We start from the raw sequence: 14,234 nt of genomic DNA on the forward strand, positions 1-14,234 counted from the left end.
TTATGTTTAAGCCACAAATTAAAGTGCCAGCAACCTACATGCGTGGTGGCACCAGTAAAGGGGTGTTTTTTAATTTAACGGATTTACCAGAGCCTGCCCAAGTGGCAGGTGAAGCCCGCGATAACTTATTGCTTCGTGTTATTGGCAGCCCTGATCCTTATGGCAAACAAACCGATGGCATGGGCGGAGCAACATCAAGCACCAGCAAAACGGTTATCTTAAGTAAAAGTGAACAACCTGATCACGATGTAGACTACTTATTTGGCCAAGTCGCTATTGATAATGCATTTGTCGATTGGAGCGGTAATTGTGGCAATCTCACCTCAGCTGTCGGCGCTTTTGCAATTAGTAACGGGCTAGTTGATAGCGCACGTATCCCACAAAACGGGATAGCGATAGTGCGTGTGTGGCAAGCTAATATTAAAAAAACTATTTTAGTACACGTGCCAATTACACAAGACGAAGTACAAGAAACGGGTGATTTTGAACTTGATGGGGTGACATTTCCTGCAGCAGAAGTAAAACTTGAGTTCATGGATCCAGCTGACGGTGATGGGGCGTTATTCCCAACAGGTAATCTAGTTGATGAGCTTGAAGTGCCAGAGTTTGGCGCACTTAAAGCGACCATGATCAATGCAGGTATTCCTACTGTGTTTGTTAATGCACAAGATATTGGTTACAACGGCACAGAGCTACAAGACGATATAAACAACGACGACGCTGCGCTTAAAAAGCTTGAGTCTATTCGTGCCCACGCTGCAGTTAAAATGGGATTGATCAACAATATTAATGAAGCGGTAGGGCGCCAACACACACCAAAAGTAGCCTTTGTAAACAAGCCAACCTCTTACATTGCATCAAGCGCAAAAGAAATAGCAGCTTCAAGTATTGATTTAGTGGTACGCGCTATGTCGATGGGCAAATTACATCATGCCATGATGGGCACTGCGGCGGTTGCAATAGGCACCGCTGCTGCTATCGAAGGCACTCTAGTTAATTTAGCCGCTGGTGGCGGTGAGTTGAGCGAAGTAAACTTTGGTCATCCATCAGGTACCTTAAAAGTCGGCGCAGAGGCTAAGTTAGTCAATGGTAATTGGCAAGTAACGAAAGCCAGTATGAGCCGCAGTGCACGGGTACTGATGGAAGGGGTTGTTCGTGTACCTTACGATTTCAATGGAGCAAATCACTAAAATAACTGCAAAGTGATTTTACATATGTGAAAGAATGTAAATAGTCCAACAAAGGGGGGAAATCCCCCCAATCTACAGTAAAAAGAATCTATTAAATTAAATCGACAAATTATACTCGCTAGAGTTTAAGTACATCCTCCTGTTTTTGTTTACTTTTATTTGTCACTTCAATGGTGTTGGAGAGCTTGAAAGGGATTGAATTTTAAATTAGTAATTACCGCAAATTGTCATAAATCAATGCTAAATTAGAAAACTCATGAGAATTAATGGCTCATTACATAAGCATGTACAGTTTGATACAAAATTTTAACTTAATAGTTCAATCATATTGATGTAGTCTTATCTTAAATAGTACTATTTAATAACAAGCGCTCAAGGAGATTTACATGGCGACTAAAATAATAAAATTTACTCCAATTGCAGCCTCGGTTGCACTGACACTCGGCCTAACAGGTTGTGGTTCGGATAATGACAACAATAAATATGTTAAACCGGATCCTGTTACCGTTTATAACGCAGAAGTATCTACAAGTTTTAACACACAAGTATCAGGTAAGGCTGTTAAAGGGGCTTTGCAGTCGGCTCAAGTAAGTGTAATGACACTTAATGATGCAGGTGAAGAAGTTCCAGTTGCTTTTCGTTTAGAGGCCGCTGAAGAAAGCTTTACGGCAGAATCTACAACATCTCAAGCTGATGCAGATGCAAGCGCTCAAGCAAAAATTCTAGAATCAAACCCAGAATCAACAATGACAGCGTTAAACGGTGTTTATTCTATTTTCATTGAAGATGGTTTTACAGGCCCACTGACAATTACAGTAACTGCAGCTAAAGAAGGTGATGAGAGCTACGTTAAGTGTGACTCTTTTGTTGGTTGTGGTGATTACACAGAAACGCCAGCAGCATCTGAAGAAGCAGGAATAGTAAATAATGGCGATATGAGCATTGATTTTGGCGAGTGGTATAAAGATGATTTAACACTGCAAGTTGTTAAATATATTAAAGCACCCGAAACAGCGGTTAGTAATGTTCGAAGCGCAAATTTTGCTGAAGGGGATGCATCGGTCAACTCATACTCTGCAAACGTGACTTTATACACAAGTATTGCTGCGAAAATGCTACTTGACTCAGCTAAAGAAGGAACGGCTGTATCAGATGACACAATTGCAGCTGCGAGCCTTAAAACTTTAGTGCAAGTGCTTGGTCCAGATACGGCAATAAAGGCATCTGCTTTACTTGCTGATATTTCACTGGGCGGTGCAGTCGATTTTACCGATATTAGCGAAGGCGATGCGTTAGATGCTGGAACATTAGCACTTGTTCAAACTGCCGTATCATTGCAGTCACTTGCAGGGACCGGGGAAAATGGCTCGTTGAGCGATGTTATTGCTAACCTTTCAACCGCGGTGCAAGAAGGTAAGGTGGCAAATAATGATAATGACGCGATAAAACAAATTGCGGCTGAGCTACAAAAAGCCGTTGAGAATACAAGTTTAATTTTTGCTGCCGTAATTACTGGTGAAGGTATTGACGAAGCGTTTGCCAAAGTTGCAGAAAATATGGGGATCACTGACCCTGAAGCGATTGCAAAATTAAAAGAAAATGCAACTAAAGCAGTTGAAGATGTAAAAGCTAAAGCGACTGAAGCGGGTGTTGGCGAAGATCTGATTGAAACAGCTAAAGAAGTAAAAGATGCTCTTGAGAAAATTGGTTGTGAAGATAACTGTGATGTAGGTGAAGATTTTGATGCAGAAGTTGCTGCACAAGTAAATGAACAACTTACTGCCGTTCAAAGTTTTATTGATCAAGTTGCACCACAAGTTGAAGTTGCTGAAACAGAATTAAATACAGTTGTTGAGTTAGGTGATGTAGGTCTTGAAACATCAGATCAAGTATTAGCATTTAACGATGCGGTATTTACTCTGTCTACTAACTTACCTAAATACAATGATTGGCAACTTGCTATCCAAACGGCTCTAACTAAAGCATCTGGTTTAGTTAAAACGGCGCAAATCCTAGCCGATAATAATACAATTTATGATCAAATACTTACAACAGCTCAAACCGTTGAAGCTGATTTAACATCTGGCCTAGCTGAAGTGGTTGCTATTATTGCAGGTGTTGAAGCGCAAGTAATTCGTGCTAGTGATGCTGTGACTGAACTTGGTTTAGAGCTTGATGTAGCTATTGCAAATGCGACAGCGGCAACTACAAGCATTGAAACGACACAAAGCGCAGCTAACACCTCAGCAACAGAATTAGAGACTGCAATGATAGCAGTAGATGCAGCGATGCTGACAAACTCTGAAACAGCGACTTCTGCCGTTGAAGTTGCTAATACTGCAATTGCCGCAGCTCAGTCACTTGCACTTGATGCTGAACAATTAGAACTTGCCGCAGTAGCAGGCTCATCGGCAGCAAGTGCGTTAGCAGGGCTAGCACAAGAAGAGGCTGATAAAAATTTAGCAACAGAACTTGCTGCATCAGCAACGAGTGCGATGACTTCGTCAACAGAACTTGTAAGCCAAGCGGCAACTGCTTTATCAACAGCACAAACATTACTTAATGATGCAACCATGGCCATTGCTAAGTTTGAGTTTCTTACTCAAGTTAAAGCGGATACAGCAACTATAAGCGACGTTTCACTTGTGACTAAAACAGGTGGTAAAGCTGCATTTGATGTCGGTGAAATGGTGTATGACGTTTTAGATGAGGCTTATGACTTAGGTGATGAAGCCACTGATGTTGTATCAACTCGTTACCCACAATGGACATACAGCTTTAATAAGACAAACCAAGGTGAGCAACGCTTGTTCTTATCACTTAGTCACGAAGATGGTGATCAGTTTGTTGAATTAAAAGGCGAGTATATTTATGACTCAAGTAAAACCGAAGCCCCAGCTCGTTTAGCGTTAGCTTATAATGGTTACCTTGCAGTTGATGTGCTTGATGAAAACGATGAAGTTACTCACACAGTAATGGCATCCTTAGGTAATTCAAACGATGACTTATCAATAGTTGCATCAGCGTGTTTAGCCGGTAATGCAGAGCAAGGTGATACCTGTACTATTTTTGATTTCAGTGGTGATGTGTCATTTGATGATATATTCAACAGCTCACTAGTAGGTGTTGAATCACAAAATGAAGTCACTTTCACAGATGGTGACGTAGGCTTTGTTGGCACTGTTACAGCTAGCGGTGATGATATTACAGAAATGGGTAACATTACAGCCACAGGCGTGACTGGAGATTTAGATTTTACCGCTATGGTTTGGTTGGATGACTCTGTGGAAGATGAAGCATATGGCGTAGAAGTGAAGCTTCATAATGAAATTAGCTACAGCATTTCAATGTTTGCTACTGATAGTAATGATGAATTTACTGGGTCTGTAAATGCAACTTATAACGACATGATGATGCAGTTTGGTACTGTTACTGAAATCACCAATGGAATTTCTGTTGAATACATTGATGGTGAAGTAATCGACTACACTGATATTACATTTTTAGACGAGTCTAAGTAATGTAACACTAAGAGGGAGAAATGTTCTCCCTCTTAACTACAATAATAACAAGTGATAAAAGTATGAAAAAAAAAATTCTTACGTTAGGATTTTCCACATTACTAATTTCCCCATTTAGCTCCGCAGATAGCGATTTTCAAATTTTCTCAACGTTTGATTCTGAAGTTTATACCGAAGCACAACCCGTTAAAGCATTTATTGATGATTTTGATGCACCGTTAACATCAGGTGATAGCGCATTCACTTATAATGTTTTTGAACTTGGTGTTGGTTACGGCAATTTTAAAATAGGGTATCAAAGCCGTTTTGATTATGTGTTAAGTTTTGATCCAGACACAGCCAATTATCTGCATACAGAAAAGAATGACCTGCCATTTGAAGAGCGCGATTATGTTTATTATTTAGATGGTAAACAATCGACTACCAATGGTTTATTTATCTCTTATGATTTTAAATTTTTAGAGTCAGATGCGCTTACAATCACCCCTAAACTTACCGTGTTCGCTAGTACTCATTTTCAAGATGCGAATGTAGAGGGCACTGTATACAGTGATGAAATCCAAGGCGCGTTAGAAGTCGATTATTACTTTTCAAAAGATGTGTTATTCAAGCGTTTTACTCCCGATGAAAACCCATCAGGTGTAGGTTACAGCTTTGATTTAGCCGCTGATTGGAAGGTCAATCAAGATTTAACTCTAGGTTTCTTGGCACAGGATTTATTTTACGAAACAGAATATGAAGACAGCGGCTTCGTTACTGGTTACTCCACAGAGGTGCCATTTACCGAGACTTCAGATGGTGGCATTGCTACTGAACCTACCATACGTTTAGCCACATCTGAACTGGGGCACGAAAAAACACATACATTTGAAATGCCTGTCCGGTTAAAAGCCTATGTGGATTACCGTATTAATTCACAGTTCTCTAGTGAAATAATGATAAAGCGTTACGATCAAGATACTTTTTCACAAGTTAAAGGACGTTTTCACTTTTGGGATCATTGGGCTTTAATTGGCGGTTATGAAACTAATAGTAAATCATTTTTACTTGGTGTAGAAAATGAGTACTTTGGATTAAATGTACAAACAGATAATCTAAACATTGATAAAGCCTATTATGCCAATTTGAATTGGTATATGAAGTTAGCGTTTTAAGGATCACCTATGTTGAAAAAAATATTGTCAACCTGCTTAATTTTGGCGCTATCTGGCTGTGGTAGTTCTTCTGATGACTCATCTGAGAACGAGTTAACGTCAGTTGCGGTTGAAACATCATCGACAGTGAGCTTTTATATTGCCCCGTGGCAAAGCCCAGCAGGTACTTTAATAATAAGTAATGAAGACTCATCACAGGTTCAAACACAGTTAGTCGACGACATTAACAGCGTTACCTTGGCATTAGATAGTTTAGACTTTCACCGAGTAGAGTTTATCTCTGAATCAACAAGTTTAACGTGCCCAAGCTTTGATGGTTGTGGTCGTGCCCTACGAGATAACGAAAATGATCTTAATGGAAACCGCCTAATTGATTTTGAAGAAGTTATGCCGTTTTCTTTAAGTTATAAAGCTATATTCTTTACCGCACCAGGGGAAAATAAAGTATACCTTTCACCTTTGAGCTCACTTGCTGTCGATGAAAGCTTAGATATGAGCCTTGCAAGCTTGAGTGCAACGCCTTTTTATCATCTGACTCATAGTCAACTGAATGATAACCTTGAAGCTGAAATACTGACTAATGCGCTGACTTTTGGTGTCATTTTGCAAGTAGCAAAAGAGATCGAAGCGAATCTTGGTACAGATATAGAACCGCTAACCACCATTGCGACTAGTTTAACTGACATCACAGATTACGCTACTTATGCACAGCAATACGCCACCGAAAACTTGCTAAATACACAAGGCAACCAGCTGATTCAAGCGGTCATTGGTGATGTCAAACAACGGTTATTTTCAATCGGTCAGATGAAAAGTACACAACCTTTTGATATCACCGAGCAAGCGCTTGATTCGCGGGTATTGCTTGAAGATGTTCGTGATGTAATCGGTGTTATTCGACTACAAGAACAAAAATACAGCGATGAGCTTGAAGCAAAATTAACAGAAGTTGAAACTTTATTAGATACTGATTCGCAACAGACAGTGCTGACCCTTAGCAATGTTTTATATGATGTACTTTCTAACTTTTCACCCATATCAAATGAAGATCCGGGAACTTACAGTCTAGGTGATTTAAGCGTTGTGTATACGGATTCTCCTTATACTTGGCAAATCACAGGTACTTATGATGGACAAGACGTTTCTATTGACATGAATGTACCAAAGTGGCAAATAAGCAGTGTACTAGGTAATCAAATCATCGGTGAACTAAATGCAAAAATCAGTAACGAGACGACTGTACTTAGTGTCGATGTAAGTGAGCTGACAATTAGTTTTGACGGTACAGATGATCCATTTGAGCTGGAGCAAGATGAGGTAACAGGTATTGGCACAATCACAACCGATATCTTACTTGAAAAGGATAACGCTCAGCTTGCAGGGACGATAACAGCGTCAATCGATAGATTTGTCAGCCCATTCGAAGAGTTGCTAACGGTGGTGTCAGGATTTGACTTTGATGGCGAAGTTAGTTCAGAGCTACAAAACACAGGGATTATCGTTCAGGCCATTGAAACGACACCTTTTATTAATGAAGAGAATGCAAATATCGCTTTTTCATTAGAGTTGGCTATGGCTTTAAATGGGGCTCCAGAATTTAAACTAGCCTATGTTGGCGAGCTTGATGAGCTAGATAATGTAAGTAATGCTGATCTATTTTTAACGCTGCAAAACAAACCATTAGATGTCAATATTCGCCAAGTTGGTGAAAATATCAATGCGGTAATAAAAGGTCAATATGGTCGCTGGCTTGATATTAAACAAAAGGGTCGAAATTACAGCGGCGGTTTGTACTTCGGTGATACTCAAATTGCTGATGTGACCGCGGTTAGAGGTGTTCCGGGGATATTATTTCCTGATGGCACATTTGAATCTTTGTTTTAAACCTGTTTTGGCTGCCTCACTGGGTGAGGTGGCCATAAATTTTAGTAGTTAAACCTTATAACTATTCTTTAAGCGCTATGATTATTGCCTAAACCTGCCACTCTCAATTAGGCTTTACTGCAGCAATAAACGATTTAATTGCTTATTGGAAGGGCATTAGTCTATTTTCTTTATGACAATCGTAAGTTTTATCTTAAACAAATACTGCTCTATCGTTTCTGATAAAGGAAAAGTCATTGTTTTAATGTATATTTTCGCGTTTATTATGGTGTTAATATTGACAATAGAGCTATAGCCGTTTCTGGTGTATGAGAAAAAGTCATTGCGATGTAACCTGTTAATTGATCTTGGCGGATCAACAATTAACCAGAGAGACATCGCAATGACTGAAAATGATAATGTTATTTCCATCGAGACACCAGTAAATCCGTTAGAGCAATTAATAAAAATTGGGGCTCAGCAGCTGTTAGCTCAAGCTATAGAGGCGGAATTGGCGGAGTTGCTTACTCAATACCAGCATGAGACCGTCGAAGAGCTTCAGCGGATTGTAAAAAATGGTCACCAGCCTGAACGTACTATTCAAACAGGCCTAGGTGATATTGAAGTCAAAATACCTAAAGTAATGGACCGAAAAAAAAGGCGTTAAATTCAATAGTGCATTGATCCCGGCTTATTTAAAACGGACAAAAAAATATAGAAGAACTGATCCCATGGCTCTATTTACGAGGGATTTCAACGGGTGATATGCAGCCTGCTTTAGCGTCATTGCTAGGTGAGCAGGCCAAAGGGTTGTCCGCAAACAGCGTCTCTCGATTGAAATACGCTTGGGAGAAAGAATATCAGCAATGGTCAGGCCGTTCTTTAACTAAACGTCAGTATGTGCATATCTGGGCTGACGGGATTTACAGTAAAGTTCGAATGGATGACAAACTTGTTTATTAGTTATTATGGGCGTGGATGAAACGGGTAGAAAGGAGCTACTAGCGGTAGTTGATGGCGTTCGTGAGTCAGAGCAGAGCTGGACTGAAGTGTTAAACCAGTTACAATCTCAAGGATTAAGCATTCCACCAAAGCTTGCTATAGGTGATGGTGCGCTTGGTTTTTGGAATGCGCTGACAAAAGTGTGGCCAACGACTCAGCATCAGCGTTGCTGGGCGCATAAAATCGCTAATGTACTGAACAAAGCTCCTAAATCAATGCAGCCTAAAATCAAAGCAAGTTTACAAGATATCTGGATGGCAGAGAGTCGCTCCTCAGCTTATAAAGCGTATGATCTATTTGTTAAAAACTATTCAGTTAAGTACAAAAGAGCAACAGATTGCCCGACAAAAGACAAAGATGAAATGCTGGCGTTTTATAATTATCCAGCCGAGCAATGGGTGCACATTAGAACGAGTAACCCGATAGAGTCGACGTTTGCAACGGTGCGCTTGAGAACCCATAAAGTGAAGAGTTGTGGCAGTCGGACAACGATGTTAATGATGGTGTTTAAGCTTGCTCAATCAGCGGAGAAGAAGTGGTATCGTCTGAGGGGGTTAAGTTGTTAGCGGATGTGATAACAGGCGTAAAATTTAAAGACGGAGAAAGAATAATAAAAGATCAAGCAGAGCATCAAGATGAGCTCATACACCAGATTTGACAATAACTCATCAATAGTGCGTTTATAACAAGGTGCTTATCCATATTTTTATCCATCGACCAACCCACTATGCGCCTAGAGAATAAATCCATAACCGTTGCTACATATAAAAATCCTTCATAGGTTCTTATGTAGGTTATGTCGATTACCCACGATTGATTCGGCGCAGGTGGGTTAAACTGGCCTGCTAATAGGTTATCTGCAATACGCGATGTTTTCCCACCTGAGATATGGCGACGCTTGTAACCAATTTGCGCTTTAAGCTTATGTTGTCGCATGATCTTAGCAACACGATTTACGCAGCATTGCTCACCGGCTTCACGTGTATCCAAGGACTGCCATACGTGCCGCCACTGGCGACATAAAACGCTTTAATGAGTTTCAACAAGCGATTGTCTTCAAGCGCTCTATCGCTTATGGGCTTTTTTAACCACGCATAAAAACCACTACGATGCAGTTTAAAAAGGCGGCACATCGAAGTGATGGAAAACTCATTTTGGTGATCACGAATGAAGCCGTACTTTACTCGGGGTTGTTGGCAAAGTACCTTGCGGCCTTTTTTAAAATGTCCCGTTCCTCCGTGACACGTTTCAATTGTGCTTCTAATTTAGCGATCTTCAGCTTTTCATCGGATGATTGAACGGATTTAGGTTTATCTGATAACTGGCTCCGCCAGTGATATAACGTTTTGGTACAAATATCTAATCGTTCAGTGACTTCAGTAACTGAATATCCACGCTCAGTAATTTGCTTAACAGCACCCAGTTTAAATTCGTGAGTATATCGTTTGCCTTTACTCATAAAACACCTCTTATTAGAAGTTACAATGTAACTTGTTTGGTGTTTAGTAAACTATGGGAAGTCCAGTGTTACTGCAAGCCGCACAGCTGCACAGGGATTGGTGGATTATATTTTAGGACGTAACCCCACCGGGTACTCGTTCGTTACGGGCTTTGGCGAAAAAACTCCCTTACATCCCCATCATCGTATTTCGCAAAGCGATACCGTGGCAGCTCCTGTACCGGGTATGCTTGTAGGCGGTCCTCACGCTTGGCAGCAAGATAAATGTCACTACAAATCTAACGAGCCGACTAAATCGTACAGCGACAGCTGGTGTAGTTATTCCACGAATGAAATTGCTATTAATTGGAACGCCCCCTTAGTGTATGTACTTGGCGCGTTAACTAGTCAGTAAACATTTAACACCGTGAGTAGCCTAATGAGTACTCAGTACAGTTATAAACAAGCGGACTATACAACTGTAATGCTTGTACACGCTGTTTGTTAACTTTCTAGGCCATGAACACAACGTAACAAAGTAATTTCAGCCGTTTGTAAATGTTTCTCTAAACTTAAGATGGCCCCGGCATTATTATGGGTGACTAAATTATTCAATAAATCAATATGTTCATGGATGGCGATTGTAAAGCGCTCAAGCTCTCCAGTCTTATCCCATTGATAATGGTAGTGACAGACAAAGGACACAATATCAAAAAATTGCTTTGTAAAGCGGTTCTTTGCACTTTTAAGAATAATAAAGTGTAGCTCTCTATCAAGATCTGGAAATTCTAAATATCGATTTTCCATATCTAAGCTAACTTCTTGATGTTTGACTAAAAGCTCTCTTAACTCTTGCCAGACAGGATGATCTTTAGGCTGCTTTAATAGCTCGGTGATAGCACGCATCTCCACCATTTCTCTAAATGAAATGAGTTCTCTGGCAAAATCCTCGTCAAATTTAACCATTTTCCAGCGGCCACGCGGTATTTTCTCAATGAGACCATTATTAGAAAATTTAATCAGAAATTCCCTAACACTAATGGTGGTACAGCCGGAGTTCTTCGCTAGGCTTAGTTCAGAAAATCGATCTCCGGGTAGTAATTTTCCATGATGTATTAGGCTCATGAAATATTTTTCTATCTGCTTATCCTTCGTTGATGCTTTATCTTCAATATCAAAAAAGTCACTGTCTTGAGGTTGGCGCAATACAACTTTATGAGATCCTTGTCGCTTAACTAAGCCATTTTCTATTAGATGCTCAACACACGCTCTAACAGTCGTACGACTTATTTTTAGTTGCCTCGTTAATTCCATATCATTGGCCATAATATTCTGATCTTCAGGTAGTTCTTGGATATGGTCCAACATCAGGTTGATAGATTGTTTGAACAGATATGTTTTATTCGATTCCATTTTTATCTCGCTTGTTGTAAACGTTATCCATACTATTGAGAAATATCATTATTTAAGCAGAATTTTATAGTTAATTAGCACGTACTTTAACACCACTTTTAGTTTAAACTGGAGTTATTTATAAAACAATTGCTTTTGAGGTATTAGCAGGGGTGCGGCATTTCTATCGTAGTGGTTGCTTAAGTTGCTGGTTTTTAGTTGAGCTTCTTTAATACCCATTGGCGATAACGTGTCATCCATTTTTACAACAGTTTAAGGTTAACGGCACTTTTACTGTCATGTTAGTTGCCGCTACGCCACCCGAACTAAGGGGTGGCGCAATGAATTATGGTTATTTATTTAGATGGGGAGCCGACCCATCTTGCGTTTTTATTTGTTCTAATAGCTGGCGTAACTGACGGGTTTTTTCTGGGTGCTTTTCAATGAGATTAAAGCGCTGCCCACTGTCATCTTGCATATCAAATAATTGACCTTTTTTGTTAACGTCAGTTTTATAACCATGTTTTTTGCCAATCTGCATAATTGAAGCGTGCCAAATTACCATTTTGATTGCCTGAGGGGACATCAATTAAGGTCCAATCATTGCTACGAATGGCAAATTTCCCTGTAGTTGTATTATGAACCAAAGCGTGACGAGGACTTTTAGCAGATTGACCAGTCCAGAGCTGCAATAAGTTAAAGGAGTCTTCGGCAGCATCGTCTGGTAGGCTAAAATCGATAATGGCAGCAATGGTGGTCATTAAATCAATTTGCGACACTAATTCATCAGTTTGCTATTGGCTTGCACATGATTTGGCCAGCGCACTATCATCGGCACTCTATGGCCGCCTTCATAGGTATCTCGTTTTAAACCGCGAAAAGGATAAGATGACCAGTGATCAAATTTCTCATCTATAAGGTATGCGTAATTTTCAGGGCCGTTATCAAAGCTAAAAATAATTAGCGTATTGTCTGTAATGCCAGCTTTATCGATAGCACTAAGGAGTTGACCAATCGAATCATCGGCTTCCACTATCAGATCGCCATACGTCCCTGCCTGCGACGTATTGTCAAACTCGTCATTCGCAATGATAGGGGCGTGAGGAGAAGGGTAGGCAACGTATAAAAAGAACGGTTGCTGATGTTTGGCTTTTTCAGTAATAAATCGATGCCTTTTTGGGTGGTGGTGGGAATATTTTCATAAGGATCCCACCCGGTTATCATTGGGCCCTCTCGATAACGCATTTTTCCTTTTTTATTTTTCCATAAGGTACCATCGTGTCGGGTATTTGGGTTACGCGGTTATTTTTGATCCAGACATAAGGCGGAAAGTTAATTACGTTGTCTCCAAAGGAATAGTCAAAGCCATGGGCGGTTGGCCCGTTTTCTATTGCTTTGTGCCAATCAAAATTGTTGGGCGCAGCGCCTAGCGGCGCATCTTGCTTTCTGATATAGCTCCAACCCCAATCTAAATACCACTTGCCAATGGCAGCCGTGATGTAGTCTTTTTTGTTGCAACATTTCTGGCAGAGTAAGTTGCTCAGGGTCAAAAGCAGACTCTCCGAATATCTTTACAATGTCGTGGAATTTACGCTAATGATATTGCCCAGTCAGTAATGCATATCGAGAAGGGGAACAGACACCCGATGACGAATGAGCATCGGTAAAGCTTCGCCCTTGCATCGCTAATTTATCTAAATTAGGGGTGGGTATTTTAGAGCTTTGATTGAATCTACCTAAATCGCCGGCGGCAAGAGCATCGGCATATAAAATCACGATGTTAGGTAACTGCTTAGTACTGGGCTTTGTCTGGCTGACAGTGTTATCGTCTGAACATGCTGACGTTAATGCGATAGCGACGATTAATAGTAGCTTATTTACAAACGGTGCCGGTACTTTTCTATGTCTATTATTAAAAATCATATTGAGATATTCCTGCAGACTTACATTTCGTTTTATATTTGAATTAAAGTTTTACTAGCAAATTTGAAAAATAACAGCTTTAATTGGTTTTAATAAAGATTCAACACTGATATTAAGCGAGCGATCACTTTTATAGTGGCAGTGAATAATAAAACGCCACAGTTAAGTTATCGCTGTTTATAAAAATAGATGTAAAATCAGAACACCTTATTTATATATAAAATATATTTTTACATACGAGATTATCTTGTGTTAATCTGATGTTATCTAAATCTCTCATGGTTTAAGGGGTTATAAAGAGAAGTGAGCGATACGAGTGTTTAAATTGCTTAATCGAACGTTTCAAACCGCATTAAAGCTCGGTGGATTAGATGTAGTTACTGGGTGACAGATGAATTGTCATCAGTTTAAAAATTTCACACACACACAAACAGTGAATTAAGGATGTCACCATGAAAAATGTTTTAAAAACAACATTATCAAGTGTAGTTGTCACAGCACTATTATTTGTAGTTTCTACAGAGGCACACGCTAAGCAAAGTCGCTTTAGTAAATTCGATACTAATTCTGATGGCGCATTGTCAGTAGAAGAGTATTCCGCAAAAATTAAAAACCCTAAAAAAGGTCCTAAGCGTTTCGCTCGATTAGATGTTGATGGAGATGGTTTACTGACGCCAGAGGAATTTGCAGCACAAGCAAATAAAAAGAAAAAGAAAAAAAATAAGTAAGTTAAATAGCAGTCTCTGAATAG

13 protein-coding genes and 2 pseudogenes are annotated in these 14,234 nt (G+C 39.9%); 7 read left to right on the forward strand and 8 right to left on the reverse strand.

Features of this window, described 5'->3' with window-relative positions; genetic code table 11:
• Positions 1-2 precede the first annotated feature (2 nt).
• From prpF to B5G52_RS06715, 5 genes and pseudogenes are all read left to right on the forward strand, one after another.
• The gene (prpF, locus tag B5G52_RS06695; protein WP_087531890.1) at positions 3-1,190 is read left to right on the forward strand and encodes a 2-methylaconitate cis-trans isomerase PrpF; all 1,188 of its coding nucleotides are present in this window, start codon (positions 3-5) and stop codon (positions 1,188-1,190) included.
• A 386-nt stretch (positions 1,191-1,576) separates the two neighbouring features.
• A complete protein-coding gene (locus B5G52_RS06700; RefSeq protein ID WP_087531891.1) occupies positions 1,577-4,711 on the forward strand; it encodes a hypothetical protein in 3,135 nt (1,044 codons plus the stop codon).
• Between the two features lie 62 nt (positions 4,712-4,773).
• A complete protein-coding gene (locus tag B5G52_RS06705) occupies positions 4,774-5,865 on the forward strand; it encodes a hypothetical protein (protein ID WP_087531892.1) in 1,092 nt (363 codons plus the stop codon).
• A 9-nt stretch (positions 5,866-5,874) separates the two neighbouring features.
• Positions 5,875-7,749, forward strand: coding sequence for a hypothetical protein (locus tag B5G52_RS06710; protein WP_087531893.1), 1,875 nt, complete (start codon positions 5,875-5,877; stop codon positions 7,747-7,749).
• A gap of 382 nt (positions 7,750-8,131) precedes the next feature.
• A pseudogene (locus tag B5G52_RS06715) lies at positions 8,132-9,388 on the forward strand (IS256 family transposase).
• Here the strand turns inward: B5G52_RS06715 and B5G52_RS06720 are convergent.
• Both B5G52_RS06720 and B5G52_RS06725 read right to left on the reverse strand, forming a co-directional pair.
• Positions 9,361-9,720, reverse strand: a complete 360-nt coding sequence (locus tag B5G52_RS06720; protein WP_087531894.1) for a DDE-type integrase/transposase/recombinase — start codon at positions 9,718-9,720, stop codon at positions 9,361-9,363. The pseudogene B5G52_RS06715 and the gene B5G52_RS06720 sit on opposite strands and share 28 nt — an antisense overlap.
• 190 nt (positions 9,721-9,910) lie before the next feature.
• A complete protein-coding gene (locus tag B5G52_RS06725; protein WP_087531895.1) occupies positions 9,911-10,189 on the reverse strand; it encodes a transposase in 279 nt (92 codons plus the stop codon).
• 67 nt (positions 10,190-10,256) lie between these two features.
• Here B5G52_RS06725 and B5G52_RS06730 point away from each other — a divergent pair.
• A pseudogene (locus tag B5G52_RS06730) lies at positions 10,257-10,583 on the forward strand (glycoside hydrolase family 9 protein); the annotation flags it as partial.
• An 89-nt stretch (positions 10,584-10,672) separates the two neighbouring features.
• On the opposite strand, the gene B5G52_RS06735 reads toward B5G52_RS06730, so the two are convergent.
• The 6 genes from B5G52_RS06735 to B5G52_RS22195 all read right to left on the reverse strand — a co-directional run bounded on the left by B5G52_RS06735 (position 10,673) and on the right by B5G52_RS22195 (position 13,483).
• Positions 10,673-11,581 (reverse strand): GntR family transcriptional regulator, encoded by a 909-nt coding sequence (locus tag B5G52_RS06735; protein WP_176372514.1) that lies wholly within the window; start codon positions 11,579-11,581, stop codon positions 10,673-10,675.
• Between the two features lie 331 nt (positions 11,582-11,912).
• A complete protein-coding gene (locus B5G52_RS22175; RefSeq protein WP_217896163.1) occupies positions 11,913-12,101 on the reverse strand; it encodes a hypothetical protein in 189 nt (62 codons plus the stop codon).
• Entirely contained in the window at positions 12,073-12,339 is a 267-nt protein-coding gene (locus B5G52_RS22180) for a hypothetical protein (RefSeq protein WP_217896164.1), read from the reverse strand. Before B5G52_RS22180 ends, B5G52_RS22175 begins: the two co-directional genes overlap by 29 nt.
• The gene (locus B5G52_RS22185; RefSeq protein ID WP_217896179.1) at positions 12,339-12,722 is read right to left on the reverse strand and encodes a sulfatase-like hydrolase/transferase; all 384 of its coding nucleotides are present in this window, start codon (positions 12,720-12,722) and stop codon (positions 12,339-12,341) included. Before B5G52_RS22185 ends, B5G52_RS22180 begins: the two co-directional genes overlap by 1 nt.
• 58 nt (positions 12,723-12,780) lie before the next feature.
• Entirely contained in the window at positions 12,781-13,110 is a 330-nt protein-coding gene (locus B5G52_RS22190; RefSeq protein ID WP_217896165.1) for a hypothetical protein, read from the reverse strand.
• Between the two features lie 43 nt (positions 13,111-13,153).
• Positions 13,154-13,483, reverse strand: coding sequence for a sulfatase-like hydrolase/transferase (locus B5G52_RS22195; RefSeq protein WP_217896166.1), 330 nt, complete (start codon positions 13,481-13,483; stop codon positions 13,154-13,156).
• A 452-nt stretch (positions 13,484-13,935) separates the two neighbouring features.
• On the opposite strand from B5G52_RS22195, the gene B5G52_RS06745 reads away from it, so the two are divergent.
• Complete coding sequence (locus tag B5G52_RS06745) at positions 13,936-14,211, forward strand: EF-hand domain-containing protein (protein WP_087531896.1); 276 nt, start codon at positions 13,936-13,938, stop codon at positions 14,209-14,211.
• Positions 14,212-14,234 lie beyond the last annotated feature (23 nt).

Origin of the sequence: Pseudoalteromonas sp. A601 (genome assembly GCF_002165575.1) — a bacterium.
Taxonomy (GTDB): domain Bacteria; phylum Pseudomonadota; class Gammaproteobacteria; order Enterobacterales; family Alteromonadaceae; genus Pseudoalteromonas.

Coding starts and splice junctions, on each gene's coding strand:
- B5G52_RS22195 (WP_217896166.1), bottom strand. CDS start 13,483: ATGATTTTTAATAATAGACATAGAAAAGTACCGGCACCGTTTGTAAAT.
- B5G52_RS06710 (WP_087531893.1), top strand. CDS start 5,875: ATGTTGAAAAAAATATTGTCAACCTGCTTAATTTTGGCGCTATCTGGC.
- B5G52_RS22175 (WP_217896163.1), bottom strand. CDS start 12,101: ATGCAGATTGGCAAAAAACATGGTTATAAAACTGACGTTAACAAAAAA.
- B5G52_RS06705 (WP_087531892.1), top strand. CDS start 4,774: ATGAAAAAAAAAATTCTTACGTTAGGATTTTCCACATTACTAATTTCC.
- B5G52_RS06725 (WP_087531895.1), bottom strand. CDS start 10,189: ATGAGTAAAGGCAAACGATATACTCACGAATTTAAACTGGGTGCTGTT.
- B5G52_RS06700 (WP_087531891.1), top strand. CDS start 1,577: ATGGCGACTAAAATAATAAAATTTACTCCAATTGCAGCCTCGGTTGCA.
- prpF (WP_087531890.1), top strand. CDS start 3: ATGTTTAAGCCACAAATTAAAGTGCCAGCAACCTACATGCGTGGTGGC.
- B5G52_RS06745 (WP_087531896.1), top strand. CDS start 13,936: ATGAAAAATGTTTTAAAAACAACATTATCAAGTGTAGTTGTCACAGCA.
- B5G52_RS06735 (WP_176372514.1), bottom strand. CDS start 11,581: ATGGAATCGAATAAAACATATCTGTTCAAACAATCTATCAACCTGATG.